The organism is Streptomyces sp. NPDC058685 (assembly GCF_042714725.1).
Lineage (GTDB): Bacteria > Actinomycetota > Actinomycetes > Streptomycetales > Streptomycetaceae > Streptomyces.
Window position 1 is genome coordinate 18,103 of the sequence record NZ_JBHXSL010000046.1, and the last position, 22,094, is coordinate 40,196.

17 protein-coding genes are annotated in these 22,094 nt (G+C 71.9%); 7 read left to right on the forward strand and 10 right to left on the reverse strand.

Annotated elements, in window-relative coordinates; all coding sequences use genetic code 11:
• Window positions 1-14: 14 nt before the first annotated feature.
• From ACFWU3_RS28490 to ACFWU3_RS28510, 5 genes are all read right to left on the reverse strand, one after another.
• Entirely contained in the window at window positions 15-575 is a 561-nt protein-coding gene (locus ACFWU3_RS28490) for a HutD family protein (RefSeq protein ID WP_384443435.1), read from the reverse strand.
• Window positions 572-1,312 (reverse strand): vWA domain-containing protein, encoded by a 741-nt coding sequence (locus ACFWU3_RS28495; RefSeq protein ID WP_384443437.1) that lies wholly within the window; start codon window positions 1,310-1,312, stop codon window positions 572-574. Before ACFWU3_RS28495 ends, ACFWU3_RS28490 begins: the two co-directional genes overlap by 4 nt.
• A gap of 237 nt (window positions 1,313-1,549) precedes the next feature.
• Entirely contained in the window at window positions 1,550-3,010 is a 1,461-nt protein-coding gene (locus ACFWU3_RS28500; RefSeq protein ID WP_384443439.1) for a glutamate synthase subunit beta, read from the reverse strand.
• The gene (gene gltB / locus ACFWU3_RS28505) at window positions 3,003-7,574 is read right to left on the reverse strand and encodes a glutamate synthase large subunit (protein WP_384443441.1); all 4,572 of its coding nucleotides are present in this window, start codon (window positions 7,572-7,574) and stop codon (window positions 3,003-3,005) included. The genes ACFWU3_RS28500 and gltB overlap by 8 nt, the downstream gene beginning before the upstream one ends.
• Before the next feature lie 653 nt (window positions 7,575-8,227).
• Entirely contained in the window at window positions 8,228-8,956 is a 729-nt protein-coding gene (locus ACFWU3_RS28510; RefSeq protein ID WP_384443443.1) for a VIT1/CCC1 transporter family protein, read from the reverse strand.
• Window positions 8,957-9,180: 224 nt separating this feature from the next.
• Here ACFWU3_RS28510 and ACFWU3_RS28515 point away from each other — a divergent pair, with 224 nt between their 5' ends.
• The 7 genes from ACFWU3_RS28515 to ACFWU3_RS28545 are packed head-to-tail and all read left to right on the forward strand — an operon-like array spanning window position 9,181 to window position 17,399.
• Window positions 9,181-10,245, forward strand: a complete 1,065-nt coding sequence (locus tag ACFWU3_RS28515) for an ADP-ribosylglycohydrolase family protein (protein WP_384443445.1) — start codon at window positions 9,181-9,183, stop codon at window positions 10,243-10,245.
• Complete coding sequence (locus ACFWU3_RS28520; RefSeq protein ID WP_384443447.1) at window positions 10,245-11,870, forward strand: ADP-ribosylglycohydrolase family protein; 1,626 nt, start codon at window positions 10,245-10,247, stop codon at window positions 11,868-11,870. Before ACFWU3_RS28515 ends, ACFWU3_RS28520 begins: the two co-directional genes overlap by 1 nt.
• On the forward strand, window positions 11,836-12,999 hold the full coding sequence (locus ACFWU3_RS28525; RefSeq protein ID WP_384443449.1) for an ADP-ribosylglycohydrolase family protein: 1,164 nt from the start codon (window positions 11,836-11,838) through the stop codon (window positions 12,997-12,999). Before ACFWU3_RS28520 ends, ACFWU3_RS28525 begins: the two co-directional genes overlap by 35 nt.
• Complete coding sequence (locus ACFWU3_RS28530) at window positions 12,996-14,516, forward strand: ADP-ribosylglycohydrolase family protein (RefSeq protein ID WP_384443451.1); 1,521 nt, start codon at window positions 12,996-12,998, stop codon at window positions 14,514-14,516. Before ACFWU3_RS28525 ends, ACFWU3_RS28530 begins: the two co-directional genes overlap by 4 nt.
• On the forward strand, window positions 14,513-15,400 hold the full coding sequence (rbsK, locus tag ACFWU3_RS28535; protein ID WP_384443453.1) for a ribokinase: 888 nt from the start codon (window positions 14,513-14,515) through the stop codon (window positions 15,398-15,400). Before ACFWU3_RS28530 ends, rbsK begins: the two co-directional genes overlap by 4 nt.
• On the forward strand, window positions 15,397-16,605 hold the full coding sequence (locus tag ACFWU3_RS28540; RefSeq protein ID WP_384443455.1) for a CaiB/BaiF CoA transferase family protein: 1,209 nt from the start codon (window positions 15,397-15,399) through the stop codon (window positions 16,603-16,605). The genes rbsK and ACFWU3_RS28540 overlap by 4 nt, the downstream gene beginning before the upstream one ends.
• A complete protein-coding gene (locus tag ACFWU3_RS28545; protein ID WP_384443457.1) occupies window positions 16,602-17,399 on the forward strand; it encodes an HpcH/HpaI aldolase/citrate lyase family protein in 798 nt (265 codons plus the stop codon). Before ACFWU3_RS28540 ends, ACFWU3_RS28545 begins: the two co-directional genes overlap by 4 nt.
• Before the next feature lie 105 nt (window positions 17,400-17,504).
• Here the strand turns inward: ACFWU3_RS28545 and lgt are convergent, their stop codons facing one another.
• The 5 genes from lgt to trpM form a co-directional block, all read right to left on the reverse strand.
• Entirely contained in the window at window positions 17,505-18,476 is a 972-nt protein-coding gene (gene lgt, locus ACFWU3_RS28550) for a prolipoprotein diacylglyceryl transferase (protein ID WP_384443459.1), read from the reverse strand.
• Window positions 18,477-18,575: 99 nt separating this feature from the next.
• Window positions 18,576-19,412 (reverse strand): DsbA family protein, encoded by an 837-nt coding sequence (locus ACFWU3_RS28555; protein ID WP_384443461.1) that lies wholly within the window; start codon window positions 19,410-19,412, stop codon window positions 18,576-18,578.
• Between the two features lie 88 nt (window positions 19,413-19,500).
• Window positions 19,501-20,325, reverse strand: coding sequence for a tryptophan synthase subunit alpha (gene trpA / locus ACFWU3_RS28560; RefSeq protein ID WP_384443463.1), 825 nt, complete (start codon window positions 20,323-20,325; stop codon window positions 19,501-19,503).
• Window positions 20,322-21,620, reverse strand: coding sequence for a tryptophan synthase subunit beta (trpB, locus tag ACFWU3_RS28565; protein ID WP_384443465.1), 1,299 nt, complete (start codon window positions 21,618-21,620; stop codon window positions 20,322-20,324). The genes trpA and trpB overlap by 4 nt, the downstream gene beginning before the upstream one ends.
• A gap of 214 nt (window positions 21,621-21,834) precedes the next feature.
• Complete coding sequence (gene trpM / locus ACFWU3_RS28570; RefSeq protein WP_384443467.1) at window positions 21,835-22,092, reverse strand: tryptophan biosynthesis modulator TrpM; 258 nt, start codon at window positions 22,090-22,092, stop codon at window positions 21,835-21,837.
• Window positions 22,093-22,094 lie beyond the last annotated feature (2 nt).

Here is a 22,094-nt window from a genome sequence, read left to right on the forward strand (position 1 = left end):
GGCGACCGAACGGCTCACAGGCTCCGCAGGACGACGACCGCCGTGTGTCCCTCCGTGCGCAGCGGTCCTGGCGGTCCGTCGAGCAGCACGGCGTCGTACCGTTCGAGGGTCAGGCTCATGTCGCCGACGGCCGTGGTGCCGTCGAGCGCGACCACCACCACGGTGGAGCCCGGCGGCACCTCCGGTGCGGCCTCTCCCCGTACGACCGAGGTCCGGCATGCGATGCGGTCCCGCCGGTACATCACATTGAAGTTGACGACCGGGCCGCCCAGCAGCCGGCCTTCGGTCGGCACATCGCCGGGGAAGGCGTACGGCCGGTAGCGCCGGTCGGCGAGCGTGCGCTCCCCGCCCACCGTGAGATCCATCCCGGCGCCGTCGGCGACGGTCAGGACGCGCTCCACACCGGGGAACGCGGAGAACGGCCCGTCCACGCCGACGTCGGCGAGTGAGATCCGCCAGTCGAAGTCGTCCGTCCCGGCGCCGACGGGCGCCACCGCGACCTCACGGGTGGTCCCGCCGCCGTTCTTCCAGGGCACGGCTCGGCGGCCGTGGGCCCGCAGCACCCGCGGCGTCACCGCACGATGCCCTGGGCACGGGCGGCGGCCAGCCACAGCGGGAACTCGCCGACCAGCCGGTCGTACAGCTCGGAGTCCGGGACCGTGCGCGGGTCGAGGCCGGCGTGGAAGAAGCCGGCGTTGTCCACGGCCCGCTTGGCGGGCACGGCGAGTTCGTCGAGCTTGTGCAGGAAGTCGAACTGGGAGCTCCGCTTGTTGCCGAAGCCGATGAACTGCCAGAACAGCGGCAGCTTCGCCGCCTTGCACAGATAGCGCTCGGCCGCGTGCTTGCTGATCGGACCGCCGTCCGTCTGGAAGACGACGAGCGCGGGGGCCGTCGAGCCACTGTCGATGTAGTGGTCGATGACGGCGTCCATGGCCAGGTGGTAGCTGGTCTTGCCCATGTGCCCGAGGCCCGCGACGATCTCGTCGATCCGTCCGTGGTGGTTCTCCAGCGCTATGTCGGTGACGGCGTCGATGTCGGTGGAGAAGAAGACGACCGGGACACGGCCGTCGTCGTCGAGGTTCGCCGACAGGCCCAGCACCCGGTCGGCCAGCGCCTGCACGCTGCCGTCCTTGTAGTAGTCCTTCATCGAGCCCGAGTAGTCGAGCACCAGATAGACGGCGGCGCGCTGCCCGTCCAGGCCGTGCTTGCGCAGGGAGACCCCGGCGGACTTGTAGAGGCTGACGAGCGCGGGCGCCTTCTCCTCGACCTTACGGAGACTGATGGCCGGTCCGGGGATGCTGGCGGTGGCCATGCACGGCTCCGTTCGTCGGGTGAGGGTCGTCCGCCGAGAATATCGCCCGGTTCCCCGGCGGCCGGGGTGGCCTCGGGGATCGCTGCCTCGGGCCTCCGCGGCCCCGATCCCCGTCGTCCCGCCGGGCGTTGACGGCCCGGCACGCAGCACGGCGCCTGCTCCATGTCCGGTCGGGGACAGAGCAGGCGCCGTGTTCGTTTCCGTACGCCGTTGTACGGGACGTCTTTCGGCCGGTGGTCAGACCATCAGGGAACGGTCCGTCGGCTTGATCGGGGCGTGCAGGTCGCTCGCCCCGGTCAGGAAGCGGTCCACACCGCGGGCCGCCGAGCGGCCCTCGGCGATCGCCCACACGATCAGGGACTGACCGCGGCCCGCGTCGCCGGCGACGTACACGCCGTTGACGTTGGTGGCGAAGTCGGCGTCGCGCGCGACATTGCCGCGCTCGTCCAGTTCGAGCCCGAACTGCTGGACCAGACCGTTCTCCTGGTCGGTGCCGGTGAAACCCATGGCCAGGGTGACGAGCTGCGCCGGGATCTTCCGCTCGGTGCCGGGCTTCTGCTCCAGCTTGCCGTCCTTGAACTCCACCTCGGTGAGGTGGAGGAACTGGACGTTGCCGTCCTCGTCGCCCTCGAAGTGGGTGGTGGAGACGGAGTAGACCCGCTCGCCGCCCTCCTCGTGCGCGGAGGTGACCTTGTAGAGCATGGGGAACGTCGGCCAGGGCTGGCCGGCGCTGCGCTCGTCGCCCGGGCGGGGCATGATCTCCAGCTGGGTGACCGAGGCCGCGCCCTGGCGATGGGCGGTGCCCACGCAGTCCGCGCCGGTGTCGCCGCCGCCGATGACGACGACGTGCTTGCCCTCGGCGGTGATCGGCGGAGCGACGAAGTCGCCCTCCTGCACCTTGTTGGCGAGCGGCAGGTACTCCATGGCGAAGTGGATGCCGTTCAGCTCCCGGCCCGGCACGGGCAGGTCGCGGGAGACGGTGGCACCGGCCGCGATGACCACGGCGTCGTACCGCCGGCGCAGCTTCGCCGCGTCGATGTCCCGGCCGATCTCGATCTCGGTGCGGAACTTGGTGCCCTCCGCGCGCATCTGCTCGATACGGCGGTTGATGTGCACCTTCTCCATCTTGAACTCGGGGATGCCGTACCGGAGGAGTCCCCCGATGCGGTCCGCGCGCTCGTAGACGGCGACCGTGTGACCGGCCCGGGTCAGCTGCTGGGCGGCGGCGAGTCCCGCCGGGCCCGAGCCGATGACCGCGACGGTCTTGCCGGACAGACGCTCCGGCGGCTGCGGGGTGACGTCGCCGGAGTCCCACGCCTTGTCGATGATCGAGACTTCGACGTTCTTGATGGTGACGGCGGGCTGGTTGATGCCGAGGACGCAGGCGGCCTCGCAGGGCGCGGGGCACAGCCGGCCGGTGAACTCCGGGAAGTTGTTGGTCGCGTGCAGCCGCTCGGAGGCGGCCGACCAGTCCTCGCGGTACGCGTAGTCGTTCCACTCGGGGATGAGGTTTCCGAGCGGACAGCCGTTGTGGCAGAACGGGATGCCGCAGTCCATGCAGCGGCCGGCCTGCTTGCTGATGATCGGCAGCAGGGCGCCGGGAACGTAGACCTCGTTCCAGTCCTTGACGCGCTCGGCCACGGGGCGGGTCTCGGCGACCTCGCGCCCGGTGGTCAGGAAGCCCTTGGGGTCAGCCATTGATCGCCGCCTCCATCATCTTCTCGGTGGTCTCCTGCTCGGAGAGACCGGCGAGCTCAGCGGCGTCCTTGGCGGCGAGCACTGCCTTGTAGGTGGTCGGGATGATCTTGCTGAACCGGTCCACGTTCGCGGACCAGTCGGCGAGAAGCTTCTCGGCGACGGTGGAGGCCGTCTCCTCCTGGTGGCGGCGCACGACGTCGTGCAGCCACTCCTTGTCCGTGTCCGACAGCGGCTCGACCGCCTCGAGGTTCCCGGAGTTGACGTTGTCCGGATCGAGGTCGATCACGTAGGCGATACCGCCCGACATGCCGGCCGCGAAGTTGCGCCCGGTCTCGCCGAGCACCACCGCGTGGCCGCCGGTCATGTACTCGCAGCCGTGGTCGCCCACGCCCTCCGAGACGACCGTGGCGCCGGAGTTGCGGACACAGAACCGCTCGCCGGTGCGGCCGCGCAGGAACAGCTCGCCGCCGGTCGCGCCGTACGCGATGGTGTTGCCCGCGATGGTCGAGTACTCGGCCAGGTGGTCGGCGCCCCGGTCCGGGCGGACGACGACGCGGCCGCCGGAGAGGCCCTTGCCCACGTAGTCGTTGGCGTCACCCTCCAGTCGCAGCGTGACGCCGCGCGGGACGAAGGCGCCGAAGGACTGGCCGGCCGAGCCGGTGAACGTGATGTCGATGGTGTCGTCGGGCAGGCCCGCACCGCCGAACTTCCGCGTCACCTCGTGGCCGAGCATCGTGCCCACGGTCCGGTTGATGTTGCGGATGGCGACCTGTGCGCGGACCGGCTGGGCGGCCTCGGCGGAATCGGCGTTCAGCGCGTCGGCGGCGAGCTTGATCAGCTCGTTGTCGAGCGCCTTCTCCAGACCGTGGTCCTGGGTGATCAGCGCGTGGCGCACCGCGCCGTCGGGCAGCTCGGGCACGTGGAACAGGGGTGCGAGGTCCAGGCCCTGTGCCTTCCAGTGCTTCACGGCGCGCTCGGTGTCGAGGAGTTCGGCGTGGCCGACGGCCTCCTCGACGGTACGGAAGCCCAGCTCCGCGAGGATCTCGCGCACCTCTTCGGCGATGAACTGGAAGTAGTTAACGACGTACTCGGCCTTGCCGGAGAAGCGGTCCCGCAGCACCGGGTTCTGGGTGGCGATACCGACCGGGCAGGTGTCGAGGTGGCAGACCCGCATCATGATGCAGCCGGAGACGACGAGCGGCGCGGTCGCGAAACCGAACTCCTCGGCGCCCAGCAGCGCGGCGATGACGACGTCGCGGCCGGTCTTCAGCTGACCGTCGGTCTGCACGACGATACGGTCGCGCAATCCGTTGAGCAGCAGCGTCTGCTGGGTCTCGGCGAGACCGAGTTCCCAGGGGCCGCCGGCGTGCTTGAGCGAGGTGAGCGGGGAGGCGCCGGTGCCGCCGTCGTGGCCGGAGATGAGCACGACGTCCGCGTGGGCCTTGGAGACACCCGCGGCGACCGTGCCGACGCCGACCTCGGAGACCAGCTTCACGTGAATCCGCGCCTGCGGGTTCGCGTTCTTCAGGTCGTGGATCAGCTGGGCCAGGTCCTCGATCGAGTAGATGTCGTGGTGCGGCGGCGGGGAGATCAGACCGACGCCGGGGGTCGAGTGCCGGGTCTTGGCGACCCAGGGGTAGACCTTGTGGCCGGGCAGCTGGCCGCCCTCGCCGGGCTTGGCGCCCTGCGCCATCTTGATCTGGATGTCGTCGGCGTTGACCAGGTACTCGCTGGTGACGCCGAAGCGGCCGGAGGCGACCTGCTTGATGGCGGACCGGCGGGTGGGGTCGTACAGCCGGTCGGCGTCCTCGCCGCCCTCACCGGTGTTGGACTTGCCGCCGAGCTGGTTCATGGCGATGGCGAGGGTCTCGTGCGCCTCGCGCGAGATGGAGCCGTAGGACATGGCGCCGGTGGAGAACCGCTTCACGATCTCGCTGACCGGCTCGACCTCGTCGATGGAGATCGGCTGCCGGTCGGACGTGAACCCGAACAGGCCGCGCAGCGTCATCAGCCGCTCGGACTGCTCGTTCACCCGGTCCGTGTACTTCTTGAAGATGTCGTAGCGCTTGTTGCGCGTGGCGTGCTGGAGCCGGAAGACCGTCTCCGGGTCGAAGAGGTGGGGCTCGCCCTCACGGCGCCACTGGTACTCACCGCCTATGTCCAGCGCACGGTGCGAGGCGGAGATGCCGGAGGCCGGGTACGCCTTGGCGTGCCGGGCGGCGACCTCCTTGGCGACGACGTCGAGACCCGCTCCGCCGATCTTGGTGGCGGTGCCGTTGAAGTACTTCTCGACGAACGCCTCGTCCAGGCCGACGGCCTCGAAGACCTGCGCTCCGCGGTAGGAGGCGACGGTGGAGATGCCCATCTTGGACATCACCTTGAGCACGCCCTTGCCCAGGGCGTAGATCAGGTTGCGGATGGCCTGCTCGGGCTCCAGGCCCTCGATGAAGGTGCCGGCCCGGACGAGGTCCTCGACCGATTCCATCGCCAGGTAGGGGTTGACGGCTGCGGCGCCGTAGCCGATCAGCAGCGCGATGTGGTGCACCTCGCGCACGTCACCGGCCTCGACCAGCAGACCCACCTGGGTGCGCTGCTTGGTACGGATGAGGTGGTGGTGCACGGCGGAGGTGAGCAGCAGCGACGGGATGGGCGCGTGCTCGGCGTCCGAGTGCCGGTCGGACAGGACGATCAGACGGGCGCCGTCCTCGATGGCGGCGTCGGTCTCGGCGCAGATGTCCTCGATCCGGGCCGCGAGGGCGTCGCCGCCGCCGCTGACGCGGTAGAGGCCGGAGAGCGTGGCCGCCTTCATGCCAGGCATGTCGCCGTCGGCGTTGATGTGGATGAGCTTGGCGAGCTCGTCGTTGTCGATCACCGGGAAGGGCAGGGTGACGCTGCGACAGGACGCGGCGGTCGGCTCCAGCAGGTTGCCTGCCGGGCCCAGCGAGGAGCGCAGCGAGGTGACGAGCTCCTCGCGGATGGCGTCCAGCGGCGGGTTGGTGACCTGCGCGAACAGCTGGGTGAAGTAGTCGAAGAGCAGCCGGGGGCGCTCGGACAGGGCCGCGATCGGCGAGTCCGTGCCCATGGAGCCGAGCGGCTCGCCGCCCGTCCTGGCCATGGGCGCGAGGATGATGCGCAGCTCTTCCTCGGTGTAGCCGAACGTCTGCTGGCGGCGGGTGACCGAGGCGTGGGTGTGGACGATGTGCTCGCGCTCGGGGAGGTCCTCGAGCTCGATCTCACCGGCCTCCAGCCACTCCTGGTACGGCAGCTCGGCGGCGAGACCGGCCTTGATCTCGTCGTCCTCGATGATGCGGTGCTCGGCGGTGTCGACGAGGAACATCCGGCCGGGCTGGAGGCGGCCCTTGCGGACGACCTTCGCCGGGTCGATGTCGAGGACGCCGACCTCGGAGGAGAGGACGACGAGTCCGTCGTCCGTCACCCAGTAGCGGCCGGGGCGCAGACCGTTGCGGTCGAGCACGGCGCCGACCTGGGTGCCGTCGGTGAAGGTGACACAGGCGGGTCCGTCCCAGGGCTCCATCATCGTGGCGTGGTACTGGTAGAAGGCGCGCCGGGCGGGCTCCATGGAGTCGTGGTTCTCCCACGCCTCGGGGACCATCATCAGCACGGAGTGCGGCAGCGACCGGCCGCCGAGGTGGAGCAGCTCCAGCACCTCGTCGAAGGACGCGGAGTCGGAGGCGTCCGGGGTGCAGACGGGGAAGATCCGGTCCAGTTGCTCGGCGCCGAAGAGGTCGCTCGCGAGCTGGGACTCACGGGCACGCATCCAGTTGCGGTTGCCCTTGACCGTGTTGATCTCGCCGTTGTGCGCGACGAAGCGGTACGGGTGGGCGAGCGGCCAGCTCGGGAAGGTGTTCGTGGAGAACCGCGAGTGGACGAGCGCGACGGCCGTGGCGAGACGCCGGTCGGACAGGTCGGGGAAGAAGGGCTCCAGCTGGCCGGTGGTCAGCATGCCCTTGTAGACGATCGTGCGCGCGGAGAGCGACGGGAAGTAGACACCGGCCTCGCGCTCGGCGCGCTTGCGCAGGACGAAGGCCCTGCGGTCCAGCGCGAAGCCGGTGCAGGCGGCCTCGTCGTCGGCGCCGGAGACGAAGAGCTGCCGGAAGGCGGGCATGGTGGCGCGGGCGCCGTTGCCGAGCAGATCCGGGGTGACCGGGACGTCACGCCAGCCGAGGACCTTCAGACCCTCTTCGGCGGCGATCGTCTCGATACGTGAGACGGCCTGCGCGTCGTCATCGGCCGGAAGGAAGGCGATGCCGACGGCGTACGAACCCGCTTCGGGGAGCTCGAAACCGCTGACCTCACGCAGGAAGGCGTCGGGAACCTGGAGCAGGATGCCCGCACCGTCACCCGAGTCGGGCTCGGAGCCGGTGGCACCGCGGTGCTCGAGGTTGCGCAGTACGGTCAGCGCCTGCTCCACCAGCTCATGGCTGGCCACACCGGTGAGGGTGGCCACGAACCCGACGCCGCACGCGTCGTGTTCGTTACGGGGGTCGTACATCCCCTGGGGGGCGGGGCGACCGTCCATGGGCGACCAGGCGTCGGAACGCATCGGCTCTCCCGTCGTCGTCGTGGCATATGCAAGTACCGAGGGACGACGTTGGCCCTCCGCAAAATTTCGTGCAGGTTACATGATGGAATGGTTCTCGAAAAGTGGATAGCGCATTCCAACATGCGGACACCGCGCGTAGCGGTCGAGGTGGGTCGCCGTCGGACAGATCGGTATCCGCAGGACCATCGCAGAGCAGGCTTCGTTGCCCGCAGCGCTTTCGGCTCATGCCCGGTGGTCACGGACTCGAAACCGCCGAGTTACGGCTACTTATGTAGCGCCATGCATAGTGTCTCACCGGAAGCGGGATCCGCGGTGGGGATGTGCGTCACAGCGAGGTGTCTTCCCGGTGATGTGGGGATACCCCAGCCTGACACGACTCAGCCCGTACGGACAGCCCATAAATCGGTCAGGGCGGGTGATTCGGGGCGGCTGGGTGTGCGGCCGGGGCGGGAGGGCCGAGGCAGAGCCGGGAGGGCCCGGGGCGGGTCCGGGGCGCGGGGCGGGCCCTGGGCGGGGAGCGGGAACAGCCCGCGCGTAGGGCAGGGCGGGTCCGGGGCGCGGGGGCGGGCACCACCCCGCCGGAGACGGGCCGAGGCCGGGTACCACCCCGCCGAAGACGGGCCGAGGCCGGGTACCACCCCGCCCGAGACGGGCTAGACCGCGGCGCCGAACAGCGTGCCCAGGCCGTAGGTGAGCGCCGCCGCGGCCCCGCCGAGCGCCAGCTGCCGCAGGCCGCTGAACCACCAGCTGCGTGCCGTCACGCGGGCGACGACCGCACCGCAGGCGAAGAGCCCCACCAGCGCCAGCAGGACCGCCGGCCACAGCGCCGTCGCGCCGAGCAGATAGGGCAGCACCGGCAGCAGGGCGCCCAGCGCGAACGATCCGAAGGACGAGACGGCTGCGACCGTCGGCGACGGCAGATCGTCCGGATCGATGCCGAGCTCCTCGCGGGCGTGGATCTCCAGCGCCTGCTCCGGGTCCTTCGACAGCTGCATCGCGACCTCACGGGCGAGCGCGGGCTGGACGCCACGGGAGACATAGAGCGCCGCCAGCTCCTCCATCTCGTCCACCGGGTGCTTGCGCAGCTCGCGCCGCTCGACGTCCAGCTCGGCCTGGACGAGCTCGCGCTGGGAGGCGACGGAGGTGTACTCCCCCGCGGCCATCGAGAACGCTCCCGCCGCCAGCCCGGCGAGCCCGGTGATGACGATGGTCTGCTGCGAGACGGCACCACCCGCGACACCGGTCATCAGCGCGAGGTTCGAGACCAGTCCGTCCATCGCACCGAAGACCGCGGGGCGCAGCCAGCCGCCGTTGACATCACGGTGGGTGTGGTTGTCGCGATGTGCCTCGTGCAGTGTCGCGGCGTTTTCGATGATGGACACAACTCTCCCCTTCAACCTTCTCAGCAGCGGAAACAGCGGGTCCGCTCCCCCTTCGGCACTGTCGAACATACGCATCATGTAAGGGGCGCGCTAGCAAGGCAGGCCGTACTAACCACGGGGCGGGGCATGGCGGTTCGGGTGACAGAGGCGTTTCTCAGACTCGTCCCGGGCCGCGTGTGGCACAGATGCAGGAACCGCCGGTGCACGCGAAAGGGGCCCGCCCCGTGGAGTTGGTTGCATGCGATCCCGCTGATCCCTCCGAGCGCGCGCCCGGTACGGCTCCCGCCGCGCCGGCCGTTCCCGCCTCCGTGCTGCGGGAGCGGGCCCGCGGGGCACTGCTCGGCCTGGCGGTGGGCGACGCGCTGGGCGCGCCCGCGGAGAACATGCGGCCCTCGGAGATCCGAGCCCGGTGGGGCCGTATCGAAGGCTTCGTGAACGACGATCCCGCGGGCACGGACGACACCGAGTACGCGATCTTCTCCGGGCTGCTGCTGGCCCGGCACGGCTCGGCCCTCACCGCCACCCACGTCGAGACGGCGTGGCACCACTGGATCGCCGATCTGGACGAGGGTCCCTTCCGCGGAGCGGGCTTCAGCGAGCGCGGCACCCTGGAGAACCTGCGGCGGGGACTCGCCGCCCCGATCTCCGCCCAGCACCGGCACGCCTGGAGCGACGGTCTCGCCATGCGGGCGGCGCCCTTCGGGGTCTTCGCGGCGGGCCTGCCGGCCGAAGCCGCCCGGCTCGTGGCGATCGACGGCTCGGTCAGCCACGACGGCGAGGGCATCTACGGCGGGCAGGCGGTGGCCGCGGGAGTCGCCGCGGCGATGACCGGCGCGGGCCCCGCCGGGGTGATCGGCGCCGCGCTCTCGGTGATTCCCATGGACTCATGGACGGCCCGATCCCTGCGCCGCGCGGTGGTGACGGCCCAGCGCAGTCAGGGCGACCCCCTGGCGACGGAACGCGCGGTGCGCTCGGCGGTGGTGATCGGCGGATACCCGTGGACGGATCTGGCCCCGGAGGCGGTGGGCCTGGCCTTCGGCGCGTTCGCTGCGGCCCGGGGGGACTTCCGTACCTCGGTGCTGACGGCGGTCAACATGGGCCGCGACGCCGACACCACCGCGGCGGTGGCGGGAGCGCTGGCGGGAGCGGTCTCGGGCGCGGCGGCCATCCCCACCGCCTGGGCCTCGGCCATCGGTCCGGTACGCGGCAGCTGTCTCCCGTCGATGAAGGGCCACCACGTACTGGAGATCGCGGACCTCCTCACCCCCGACGACCCGCAGGCGGCGTGATGACACTGACTCCACCGACGAACGACGCGTCGATCCCCGACCCCGATCCGGCCTCCGTGCAGACGGCCCGGCCGGCTCCGCCCGCGGCGGGCGGGATCGTCGTGCCGGCCCATCCGGCCGGCGCGCACGGGTCCCGGCCCGCTCAGCCCGCGGCGGCGGAGGCAGCGGCCACGACCTTCGGCATGGCCGTACTCGAACACCCCGCCGCGCCGCACACCGGCACGGCCACCGACCCGTATCTGCTCGCGCTCGCGGACGCGCCGGTACCGGACGCACCCGCGGCGTCCGGCGGCACCGCCGTACTCGACCGCCCGGCCGACGCGCCTTTGCCGCAGGACGTCTGGCCGAGCGGTGCGGGCATCACCCCGTCGTTGGACGCCACCGCCGCCACCACGGCAGGCGACGGCGGCCCCGGGCTGCCCGCCGGGGACAGTGAGCGCGCGCCCGCACCGCACCGGACGCGCCGCGTCCCCGTCCGGCCCGTCGAAGGGCTCCTCCTCGGGCTCGCCGCGGGTGACGCGGCCGGGTGGCCCGCCGCGCGGCACCGGGCGGCGCGGATGCCCGAGTGGACCCGGCGGCTGACCCGCGAACTGGACACCTTCGCCGAGCAGAACTCGACCACCACGCTGCCCGTGCCCATCGCCCTCAACCAGCCCCCCGAGCCCCTTCGTCTCGGTCCGTCCGACGACGCCGAGTGGGCCGCGTTCGCCGCCGAGACGGTGCTCATCGGCTCGGGGCACCTGTTCGCCGGGCTGGCTCCCGGACGCCGGATGCGCGCGGCCGTCGACCTCGCCTGGAACTCCCTCGCCGGTGAGGTGGCCGCCGCCGCCGAGCGCGCCCCCGAGGTGGAGTCCGCCGTGCTGCCCCTGCGCGCCCGGATCTCCGTACGCGCGGGACTCGGCAATCTCGCCACCGGCCTGCGCCCGCCCGCCACCGGCCACGACAACCCGCACTACTTCGACGACGCCGCGTGTGTGCGGGCCGCCGTCCTCGCGGTGGTCCACCCGGGCGATCCGGCGGCCGCGGCCGAGCTCGCCGAGTTCGACGCCCGCTACACCCAGGACGGCGACGGGGTGCACGGCGCCCGTGCCATGGCGGCGGCCGTCGCCGTCGCACTCGGCGGCGGAGGGGTCGACGACTGTGTGGACGCCGCGCTCGCGGAACTCCCCGAGTCCACCGAGATCGGCCGCAACGCGCGCCACGCGCTCAAGCTCGCTCGCGACGCGGACGCCGCCTTCGACCTCGTACCGCTGCTGGAGCACCAGATCGTCGACCACGTCTACAGCTACGGGGTCGCCGCGGCCGAGACCGTGCCCGTCGCTCTCGCCGTCGCGACGGCGGCCCGCGGCCGCGTCGCCGAGGCCGTACCCGCCGCGGCCTGTCTGTCGCGGGTGGCCGACTCGGCCCCCGCGCTGGCCGGCGCGCTGACCGGCGCGCTCGGCGGGGGCGATGCCGTTCCGGCCAGCTGGCGGGACGCCTGCCGGACCCTCGCGGGCTGCGCCCTCCCCCGTCTCGCGGGCACCGATCTGGTGGAACTCGCCGGGCTGCTCGCAGACACGGAACTGACGGCCCCGGGTGGACAATTCCGGCATGACGACGACACTCGCGACGCTCGCACTCGATGACCGGATCACCGGCAGCCTGATCGGCGCGGCCGTGGGCGACGCGCTCGGCGGCCCGGTCGAGGGGTATACGCCCGAGCAGATCACCGAACGGCACGGCGGCCGCGTCCACGGCATCGTCGGCCCCTGGAACGGCGACGACTGGCGCACCGCCCGCCCGATCGCGCCGTACCACAAGGGCGACGGCCACGTCACCGACGACACCCTGATGACGCATGCCCTGATCCGGGTGTACGGCACGGTCCGCGACCATCTCGACGCCTACGCCGTGGCCGACCACCTGGTGCCCGACCTGCTCTCCACCCCCCGCTGGATCCCCGAACTGGAGGCGGAGGCGCTCCCCCTCCAACGGATCTTCCTCGCCGAGAAGTGGCTCGTGGCCCGTATCCACTACGGGCACCACGACCCCCGCGAGGCCGGCAGCGGCAACATCGTCAACTGCGGTGCGGCGATGTACATGGCACCGGTGGGCCTGGTCAACGCGGCCAACCCCGCTGCCGCCTACGCCGAGGCGCTCGACATCGCGGGGGCGCACCAGTCCTCGTACGGGAGGGAGGCGGCGGGCGTCTTCGCGGCAGCGGTCGCCGCCGCGTGTCTGCCCGGCGCCACCCCCACGTCCGTGGTCGACGCGGCCCTGGCACTGGCGAAGGACGGCACCCGCTCGGCCATCGCGGCGGTGGCCGAAGTCGCGGCGCGGCACACGGACTTCGAGTCGGCGCTGGCGCCGCTGCGTACGGCGGTCGCTCCCTTCGACACGGTCGGCCCGGACTACCGGGCGCCGTCGCTCGCCGCCCGCCGTCCCTCCCGGCTGCACTCCATCGAGGAACTCCCCGTCGCCCTCGGCATGCTGCTGGTCGGCGAGGGCGACTACCGCCGTACGGTGCTGGGCTCGGTGAACTACGGCCGCGACTGCGACTCGATCGCCACGATGTCCGGCGCGATCGCGGGCGCTCTCGGCGGCACGGCGGCGGTACCCCACGACTGGGCCAAGACGGTCGCCGAGGCCAGCCGCCTCGATCTGCACGCGCCCGCCCGCGAGCTGACCGCGGTCACCCGGGAGGTCTTCGCCCGCGACACGCAGCGCCGCCGGGCCCACGAGTCGGCGTTCGCGGCCCTGACGGACGCGCGATGAGCGACGCCCTCCGACTCACCTGGGTGCAGCCGGAGGATCTGCTCGGCCACGAACTGCGTCAGGCCGCCGAGGACGGCCGTGACGTGGGAGGGATCACCACCGCCTGGCTCGGGGCGGGCGGCTCCCCCGCACCGCCCGCGGCCGGTGCCTCCGCCGTCCCGGCCTCCCCCGAGCTGCGCGCTCTGGCACTGCGGCTGCTGGACGAGTTGTCCGCGGTCCCCGGTCCGCTGGCCGCACAGGAGCCGACCGACCTCGCGGCCATCAAGGCGGCATGCCCCAACTGGCCGGCGTCCCCCGGCGACCCGGCATCAGCCGTCGCCGGTGGACCGCGCGTGTCCCTCACGACCGGAACGACAGCTACGACAGCTACGACAGCTACGACAGGGTCCGACTCCCGACCCGGTGCACCGGACGACGCTGCCGCCTCCCCGCCCGGCACCCCCGCCGCCCTGCGCGACCCGCGGCTCCCCGACCGTCTCCACGCGGCCTGGCTCGGCCGTGCGGCCGGCTGTCTGCTGGGCAAGCCCGTCGAGAAACTCCCCCTCCACGCGATCCGTGCCATCGCCCGCGCCACCGGCAACTGGCCTCTCCACACCTGGTTCACCGCCAAGGGCCTGCCCGCGGAACTCGCCCGCGCCCACCCCTGGAACCGCCGTTCCGCCACCACCTCACTGGCCGAGAACATCGACGGCATGCCCGAGGACGACGACCTCAACTACCCCCTGCTGAATCTGCTCCTGCTCCAGCGGTACGGCCGCCGCTTCACCACGGCGGACGTCGGCCGGCTCTGGCTCGACGAACTGCCCGCCGGCCGCACCTTCACCGCGGAACGCATCGCCTACCGCAATCTCCTCTCCGGACTCGAACCCCCGCTCACCGCCTGCCACCACAACCCCTTCCGGGAGTGGATCGGCGCCGCCATCCGCGCCGATGTGCACGGCTGGACCCACCCCGGCGACCCCGGGGCAGCCGCCGAACAGGCACATCGCGACGCCACGCTCACCCACACCGCGAACGGCGTCCACGGCGCGATGTTCGTCGCGGCGGCCGTCGCGACCGCCGCCGACGGCACCGGTGATGTGCACCGGGCGCTCGCCGCCGGGCTGACCGTCGTACCGCCCGCCTCCCGGCTGGCGCACGCGGTCCGCCTCGGTATCGACACGGCGCGCGCCGAACCCGACTTCGCCGCGGTCGTGGACCTGCTCCACACCGCCTACGGCCAATACCACTGGGTCCATGTGCTGCCCAACGCCGCCCTGCTCGCCGCCGCGCTCACCCATGCGGACGGCGACTTCGGCGGCTCCATCTGCCGCGCCGTCTCGGGAGGTTGGGACACGGACTCCAACGGAGCCACCGCCGGGTCGATCGCCGGACTGCTCACCGGCCGGCCCGGTGACCTGCCCGACCGGTGGACCGCCCCGCTCAAGAACCGGCTCTCCACCTCCGTCGCCGGCTTCGACGGCACGGGCTTCGACGCCCTCGCCCACCTCACGCACCAGGAGGCACTCCGCCCATGACCGGCATCGTGGTGCTCGGCAGCACCAACATGGACCTCGTCGCCTATGTCGCCCACGCGCCGAAACGCGGGGAGACCGTCACCGGACGGGAGTTCCGGACGATCCCCGGCGGCAAGGGCGCCAACCAGGCCGTCGCCGCCGCCCGCGCCGGTGGCGACGTCGCGATGATCGGCGCGGTCGGCTCGGACGACTTCGGCGCGGCCCTGCGGCAGACGCTCGTCGCCTCCGGCGTCGACGTCGATCTGCTGCGCACCTCCGAAGGCCCCTCGGGCACCGCCCATATCGTCGTCGACGACGAAGGCGGCAACTCCATCGTCGTCATCCCCGGCGCCAACGGCACGCTCACCGCCCTCGCTCCCGGCGACGAAGCCCTCATCGCCACCGCCGACACCCTGCTCCTCCAGCTCGAACTCCCCCTGAGCGCCGTGCTGGAGGGTGCCGAGGCCGCCCGCCGGCACGGCGTGCGCACCGTGCTCACTCCCGCCCCCGCCCAGCCGCTGCCTCCCGAACTCCTCGCCGTGACCGACCTGCTGGTGCCCAACGAGCACGAGGCCGCCACCCTCACCGGCGTCGCCGACCCGCGCGCCGTCGCGGAAGCGCTGCTGCGCCAGGTCCCCGAGGTGGTGATCACGCTCGGCTCGGCCGGCTGCCTCCACGCCGGCCGTCACTCGCCCCCGCTCATCGTCCCCGCCCCCGAGGTCACCGCCCTGGACACCACGGCGGCCGGCGACACCTTCGTCGGCGCCCTCGCCGTCGCGCTCGGCGAGGGAAAGCCCGTCGAGCAGGCCCTCACCTGGGCTTCCGCCGCCGCGGCACTGTGCGTCCAGCGCGCGGGCGCCTCGACCTCCATGCCGTACCGCTCCGAGATCGACGAGGCCTCATGACACCAACGCCCGCACCCTCCCCGATGCCCCTTCAGGGGCTGCGCGTTCTCGATCTGGCCACCCTCTTCGCCGGCCCGCTCGCCGCCACCATGCTCGGTGACTTCGGCGCGGAGGTGATCAAGGTCGAGCACCCCACCCGGCCCGACCCGTCCCGCGGCCACGGCGCCGCCAGGAACGGCGTGGGCCTGTGGTGGAAACTGCTCGGCCGCAACAAGCGCACCATCACGCTGGACCTGTCCACCTCCGGCGGCCGAGAGACCCTGCTGCGCCTCGCCGCCACCGCGGATGTGATCGTCGAGAACTTCCGCCCCGGCACCCTGGAGAAGTGGCAGCTCGGCTGGGACGAACTCAGCGCGGTCAATCCCCGGCTCGTCCTCACCCGCGTCACCGGCTTCGGCCAGTTCGGCCCCTACTCCCACCGGCCCGGCTTCGGCACCCTCGCCGAGGCGATGAGCGGCTTCGCCTCCATCACCGGCGAGCCGGACGGCCCGCCCACACTCCCCCCGTTCGGTCTCGCGGATTCCATCGCCGCCCTGGCCACCTCCTACGCCGTGATGACCGCCCTCACCGCCCGTCAGGTCACCGGCCGCGGCCAGGTCGTCGACATGGCGATCATCGAGCCGATCCTGACCGTCCTCGGCCCACAGCCGCTCTGGTACGACCAGGTCGGCTACGTCCAGACACGGACCGGCAACCGCTCCGGCAACAACGCGCCCCGCAACACCTATCGCACCGCCGACGGCCACTGGGTGGCCGTCTCCACCTCGGCCCAGTCCATCGCCGAGCGCGTCATGACCCTGGTCGGCCGCCCCGATGTGATCGACGAGCCGTGGTTCACCACCGGAAGCGGCCGCGCCGAGCACGCCGACATCCTCGACGACGCGGTCGGCGGCTGGATCGCCGAGCGCAGCCGGACCGAGACCATGGAAGCCTTCGAGAAGGCCGAGGCCGCCATCGCGCCGATCTACGACATCCGCGATGTCATGGAGGATCCGCAGTACCAGGCGCTGGACAGCATCACCGAGGTCCCCGACCCGGAACTCGGTCCGCTCCGCATGCAGAACGTCCTCTTCCGCCTCTCGGAGACACCCGGCGCCATCCGCTGGGCCGGCCGTCCGCACGGCGCCGACACCGACGCGGTCCTCACCGAACTCGGCCTGACCGGGGCCGATATCAGCGCACTCCGCACCCAGGGCGCCCTATGACCCCGCTCACCTATCTCTACGCCCCCGGCGACCACCCCGACGTCGTGGTGAAAGCCCTCGCCTCCGGTGCCGACGTGGTGATCATCGACCTCGAGGACGCGGTCCCCTCCGACCGCAAGAACTACGCCCTGGCCGCCACGGCCGAACTCCTGACTCTCCCTCAGCCCCTGCCTGTCCATGTCCGCATCAACTCCCCCCAGGACATCGAGACTCTGACCGGTCTCCCCGGCCTGTGTGCTCTGCGTGTTCCCAAGGTCGCACACGGCACTGACATCCGCCGGATCGCGGACCGCGCACCCGGCGTCCCGCTCCACCCGCTGCTGGAGTCCGCCGTCGCGATCGAGCACGCCTACGACATCGCCGCCGCCCATCCGGCCGTCCGCGGCATCTCGCTCGGGGAGGCGGACCTCCGCGCCGACCTCGGCGTCCGGGACGGCGCCTCCCTCGACTGGCCCCGCTCGCGCATCGTGGTCGCCGCCCGCGCGGCCGGTCTCCCGCCACCGTCGCAGTCGGTCTTCCCGGACATCCGGGACCTGGACGCGCTCTACGCCTCCTGCACACACGGCCGCGCTCTCGGTTTCCTCGGCCGGGCGGCCATCCATCCCCGCCAGCTCCCCGTCATCGAGCGGGCCTTCCTGCCCACCCCGGAGGAGATCGAGGCGGCGGAGGAGGTCGTCAAGGCGGCCGCCGGGGACGAGGGAGCGCTTGCCCTTCCGGACGGCCGTTTCGTGGACGCCGCGATCGTGGCGGCCGCCGAGCGCACGCTGTCCATCGCCCGCCGGGAGACCTTCTGACGCCCTGACTCTCCGACGCCCCGACACCGGCGACCAGCCTTCCGGCACACGACAAGGCCGCCGGGACCCGATCGGTCCCGGCGGCCTCGTCGTACGTCGCCGCGGTCAGCCCTTCTTGGCCGACCCCGCATCCGCGTCGGCATCGGCGTCCCTGACGGTGTCCCCGGCGTCCGCCGAGTCCTCCGCGGTCGACTCGTCGCCCGACTCCTTCTTCTCCTCGGCCTTCTCGTCGGCCGCGTCCGCGCCGTCCGTGCCCGGCTTCGAGCGGTCCGGCTCGACGATCTCCTCGCGTCCCGGCCGCACTCGCGACGAGATCACGATGTAGGCCACCGCGAGCGCGAAGACGATGATCGCGGTCCACACGTTCAGTCGCAGGCCCAGGACGTGGTGCGCCTCGTCGACGCGCATGTACTCGATCCAGGCGCGGCCCGCGCAGTACGCGGCGACGTAGAGGGCGAACGCCCGTCCGTGGCCGAGCTTGAAGCGCCGGTCCGCCCAGATGACCAGCAGCGCGACACCGATGCACCACAGGGACTCGTACAGGAACGTCGGGTGGTACAGCCCCGCCTCGCGGTTCGCACCCTCCGTGATCTTGAGGGCCCAGGGCAGATCGGTCGGCTTGCCGTACAGCTCCTGGTTGAACCAGTTGCCCCAGCGGCCGATGGCCTGCGCGATGGCGATGGCCGGAGCGAGGGCGTCCGCCCAGGCCGGCAGGGGAATCCCGCGACGGCGGCAGCCGATCCAGGCTCCGACCGCGCCCAGTGCGATCGCGCCCCAGATCCCGAGGCCGCCTTCCCAGATCTTGAAGGCGTCGACCCAGTTCTCACCGTCGCTGAAGTACAGCTGGTAGTCGGTGATCACGTGGTAGAGCCGGCCGCCGACCAGGCCGAAGGGCACCGCCCAGACGGCGATGTCGGCCACGGTGCCGGCTTTGCCGCCTCGGGCGATCCAGCGCTTGTTGCCGTACCAGACGGCCACGAAGACACCGATGATGATGCAGAAGGCGTAGCCGCGCAGCGGGAGCGGTCCGAGATGGATCACTCCGGTCGACGGACTGGGAATGTAGGCAAGTTCCATGGCAGGACCGACGCTACCCTGCCGGGCGGGAGACACGGCAACCCACCCGGCAACGTCCTGATAACGAGCGGCGTGCCGCGGCGCGGCCCCGCCGGGCGGTCAGGACGACGGGCTCGGCGCCGGCGCGGACTGCTGGGTGCCCGGCTTCTTGCCCTTGTTCGCCTCGGTGACCCACTTCTTCAGGTTGGCCGGGGAGATCTGCTCGTTGCCCTTGGTCGGGAAGATCGACTCGCCGTTGAGCAGGACGGTGGGCGTCCCGCGGAAGCCGCCGTTCTGGAAGGCCGTGTTGGACTTGGCGACCCAGCTGTCGTGCTTGCCGTCCTCGACACAGCTGCGGAACCCGGGGGTGTCCAGCCCCTCGACCTTGCCCGCGAGCTCGATCAGCCGGTCGTTGTTGCCGAAGGCGTCGTCCGGCTCCGGCGGCTGGTTCTGGAAGAGCACGTCGTGGTACGGGGCGAAGTCGCCGACGTCCTGGGCGCAGGCCGCGGCATTGGCCGCACGCAGGGATCCGCTCCCGCCCATGTTGCCGTCGATGATGGTGGCGAGGTGGTACTCGACCTTGATCTGACCGGCCGCGACGAGCTCGTGGATCGTGTCACGGAAGAGGTTCTCGAACTGCGCGCAGACCGGGCAGCGGAAGTCCTCCCAGATCGTGAGCGTGGAGGGCGCGTCGTCCGCTCCCACCGGGATCGCCAGCTGGTCCTTGCCCTGCACGCCGGCGGGCGCGAGGAGCGGGCCGGCCTGGGAGCCGCCGTCCTTCTTCGTGCCGGAGTTGGCCGCGATCACGCCGACGACGGCAGCGAGGCCCAGCACGGCCACCACCGCCGCCGACACGATCAGCACCCGGCGGCGCTTCTCACGTGCCTTGTGCTGCTCACGTTCCTGCTGGAGCCGCTCGCGCGCGGTCCTCTTCCGGTCCTGGTTCTTCTCACTCACATCCCGCAAACGAACCGGGGAGGCACGTGAGCGCCTCCCCGGTCCAGATCCACTCGTACGAGCGAGCCGTACGAGAGGGATGACCCGGCTACCCGGCCTGCCCGTCCCTGCGTACGCCCCTGGCCAGCTCCGCCGCCAACTCGCGGACGGCCGCGAGGCCCGCGGCGGTGTCGGGCGCGTCGAGGATGCGCTTCACGAACGCGGACCCGACGATCACTCCGTCGGCGAACGCGGCGACCTCGGCGGCCTGCTGTGCGTCGGAGACCCCGAGGCCCACGCAGACCGGCAGCTCGGTGGTGGCCCGGGTGCGGCCCACCAGGTCCTGGGCCTGCGCGCCGACCGACGCGCGGGTGCCCGTGACCCCCATCAGCGAGGCCGCGTACACGAAGCCGGACCCTGCCTCGGTGATCCGCGCGATCCTGGCGTCCTTGCTGCTCGGGGCGACGACGAAGACGGTGGCGAGAGAGTGCTTCTCCGCGTGTTCGCGCCACAGGCCGGACTCCTCGACCGGCAGGTCGGGCAGGATGCAGCCCGCTCCGCCTGCCTCGGCGAGCTCGGCGGTGAAGCGCTCGACGCCGTAGCGGTCGATCGGGTTCCAGTACGTCATCACGAGGACCGGCTTGCCGGTCGCCGCGTGCGCCTCGCGGACCGTGCGCATCACATCGGCGATCTTGACGCCGCCGCGCAGGGCGATGTCGTCGGCGGTCTGGATGACCGGTCCGTCCAGGACGGGGTCGCTGTGCGGCAGCCCCACCTCGACGACGTCCGCGCCGCCGTCCAGGACCGCCTTGACGGCCTCGATACCACCGTCGACGGTCGGGAAGCCGGCCGGAAGGTACGCGATGAGCGCGGCACGCCCCTCGTCCTTGGCCCGCGCCAGGGTGTCGCTCAACAGCTGGATGTTGCCGCTCACTTCGCGTCCCCCTTGATCTCGCCCTCGCCGTTCTCGGCGGCTGCGTCCGCCTCGACCACGGCGTCCGCCTCACGGTCGTAGAGCCCGAAGTAGCGGGCGGCGGTGTCCATGTCCTTGTCGCCGCGCCCGGACAGGTTGACGACGATCAGGCCGTCCTTGCCGAGTTCCCGGCCGAGGTCCAGCGCACCGGCCAGCGCGTGCGCCGACTCGATCGCCGGAATGATGCCCTCGGTGCGGGACAGCAGCCGCAGGGCTTGCATCGCGGCGTCGTCGGTGACCGCGCGGTACTCGCCGCGCCCGCTGTCCTTGAGGTACGCGTGCTCGGGACCGATGCCCGGGTAGTCCAGTCCGGCCGAGATCGAGTACGGCTCGGTGATCTGGCCCTCCTCGTCCTGGAGGACGTAGCTGCGCGAGCCGTGCAGGATGCCGGGCTCGCCCGCGGTCAGGGTGGCCGCGTGCTCGCCGGACTCGATGCCGTGCCCCGCGGGCTCACAGCCCACGAGGCGCACACCGGCGTCCGGGATGAAGGCGTGGAACAGGCCGATCGCGTTGGAACCGCCGCCGACGCAGGCGACGGCCGCGTCCGGCAGACGGCCGGCGCGCTCCAGGATCTGGCGCCGGGCCTCGACGCCGATGACACGGTGGAAGTCGCGCACCATGGCCGGGAAGGGGTGCGGGCCCGCGACCGTGCCGAAGAGGTAGTGGGTGTGGTCGACATTGGCGACCCAGTCGCGGAACGCCTCGTTGATGGCGTCCTTGAGAGTCCTGCTGCCGGACTTCACCGGGATGACCTCGGCGCCCAGCATCCGCATCCGGGCGACGTTGAGCGCCTGGCGCTCGGTGTCGATCTCGCCCATGTAGACGGTGCACTCGAGGCCGAACAGAGCGCACGCGGTCGCGGTGGCGACGCCGTGCTGGCCTGCCCCGGTCTCGGCGATGACGCGCGTCTTGCCCATGCGCTTGGTGAGCAGCGCCTGGCCCAGCACGTTGTTGATCTTGTGCGAACCGGTGTGGTTCAGGTCCTCCCGCTTGAGGAAGACCCGCGCACCGCCGGCGTGCTCGGCGAACCGGGTCACCTCGGTCAGCGCGCTGGGGCGGCCCGTGTAGTTGACCATGAGGTCGTTGAGCTCGGCGACGAAGGCCGGGTCCGTCTTGGCCTTGTCGTACTCGACGGCGACCTCGTCGACGGCGGCGACGAGGGCCTCGGGGATGAACTTGCCGCCGAAGGCACCGAAGTAGCCCTGGGCGCTGGGGACCTGACCCTCGGGGTCCGGGATGAAGAAGTCAGAAGACATCCGACGTACTCCTCAGAAGGGGCTGACGCCCCGGAAGTCTGGGTGTGCAAGGGGACACGTTATGCGCGCGCGCCGCTGTGACCGGGCTTTCCGCACCGGACCGACGCGCCGCAACGGCGGTGCGAGGTCAGGACGCATGGGGCCCGTCCGGCGGTCGAGGACACCGCGAGAGCCGTGACCGGGGCTTCACCCCGGGAACCGGCACCGTCGGACGTCAGTCGCGCGCGCCTGCCCCGCGCCATCGCATCCCGTTGACCTGGCCCGGCTCCGAGCCGATGACGTACCGCACGCGGCGGCCGTGCACCCGTCGGGCGGGGGCGCGGCAGCCGCGAGGCTTGCAGCCCCGGGCGAGGCGGGCGTACGGGTCACGGGCGGCGGCGAGCGCCGCCCGTGCCGCGCGCACGGCCGCCGTCGCCGTCACGGGACGCATGGGCGTCCGGTGCGACGGGGCGGTGGTGCGGGCGGCGGTCATGG

Excerpts from the sequence above, each read along its gene's own strand:
- ACFWU3_RS28495 (WP_384443437.1), bottom strand. The coding sequence starts at position 1,312 with ATGGCCACCGCCAGCATCCCCGGACCGGCCATCAGTCTCCGTAAGGTC.
- ACFWU3_RS28500 (WP_384443439.1), bottom strand. The coding sequence starts at position 3,010 with ATGGCTGACCCCAAGGGCTTCCTGACCACCGGGCGCGAGGTCGCCGAG.
- gltB (WP_384443441.1), bottom strand. The coding sequence starts at position 7,574 with ATGCGTTCCGACGCCTGGTCGCCCATGGACGGTCGCCCCGCCCCCCAG.
- ACFWU3_RS28520 (WP_384443447.1), top strand. The coding sequence starts at position 10,245 with ATGACACTGACTCCACCGACGAACGACGCGTCGATCCCCGACCCCGAT.
- ACFWU3_RS28525 (WP_384443449.1), top strand. The coding sequence starts at position 11,836 with ATGACGACGACACTCGCGACGCTCGCACTCGATGACCGGATCACCGGC.
- ACFWU3_RS28530 (WP_384443451.1), top strand. The coding sequence starts at position 12,996 with ATGAGCGACGCCCTCCGACTCACCTGGGTGCAGCCGGAGGATCTGCTC.
- rbsK (WP_384443453.1), top strand. The coding sequence starts at position 14,513 with ATGACCGGCATCGTGGTGCTCGGCAGCACCAACATGGACCTCGTCGCC.
- ACFWU3_RS28540 (WP_384443455.1), top strand. The coding sequence starts at position 15,397 with ATGACACCAACGCCCGCACCCTCCCCGATGCCCCTTCAGGGGCTGCGC.
- ACFWU3_RS28545 (WP_384443457.1), top strand. The coding sequence starts at position 16,602 with ATGACCCCGCTCACCTATCTCTACGCCCCCGGCGACCACCCCGACGTC.
- lgt (WP_384443459.1), bottom strand. The coding sequence starts at position 18,476 with ATGGAACTTGCCTACATTCCCAGTCCGTCGACCGGAGTGATCCATCTC.
- trpB (WP_384443465.1), bottom strand. The coding sequence starts at position 21,620 with ATGTCTTCTGACTTCTTCATCCCGGACCCCGAGGGTCAGGTCCCCAGC.
- trpM (WP_384443467.1), bottom strand. The coding sequence starts at position 22,092 with ATGACCGCCGCCCGCACCACCGCCCCGTCGCACCGGACGCCCATGCGT.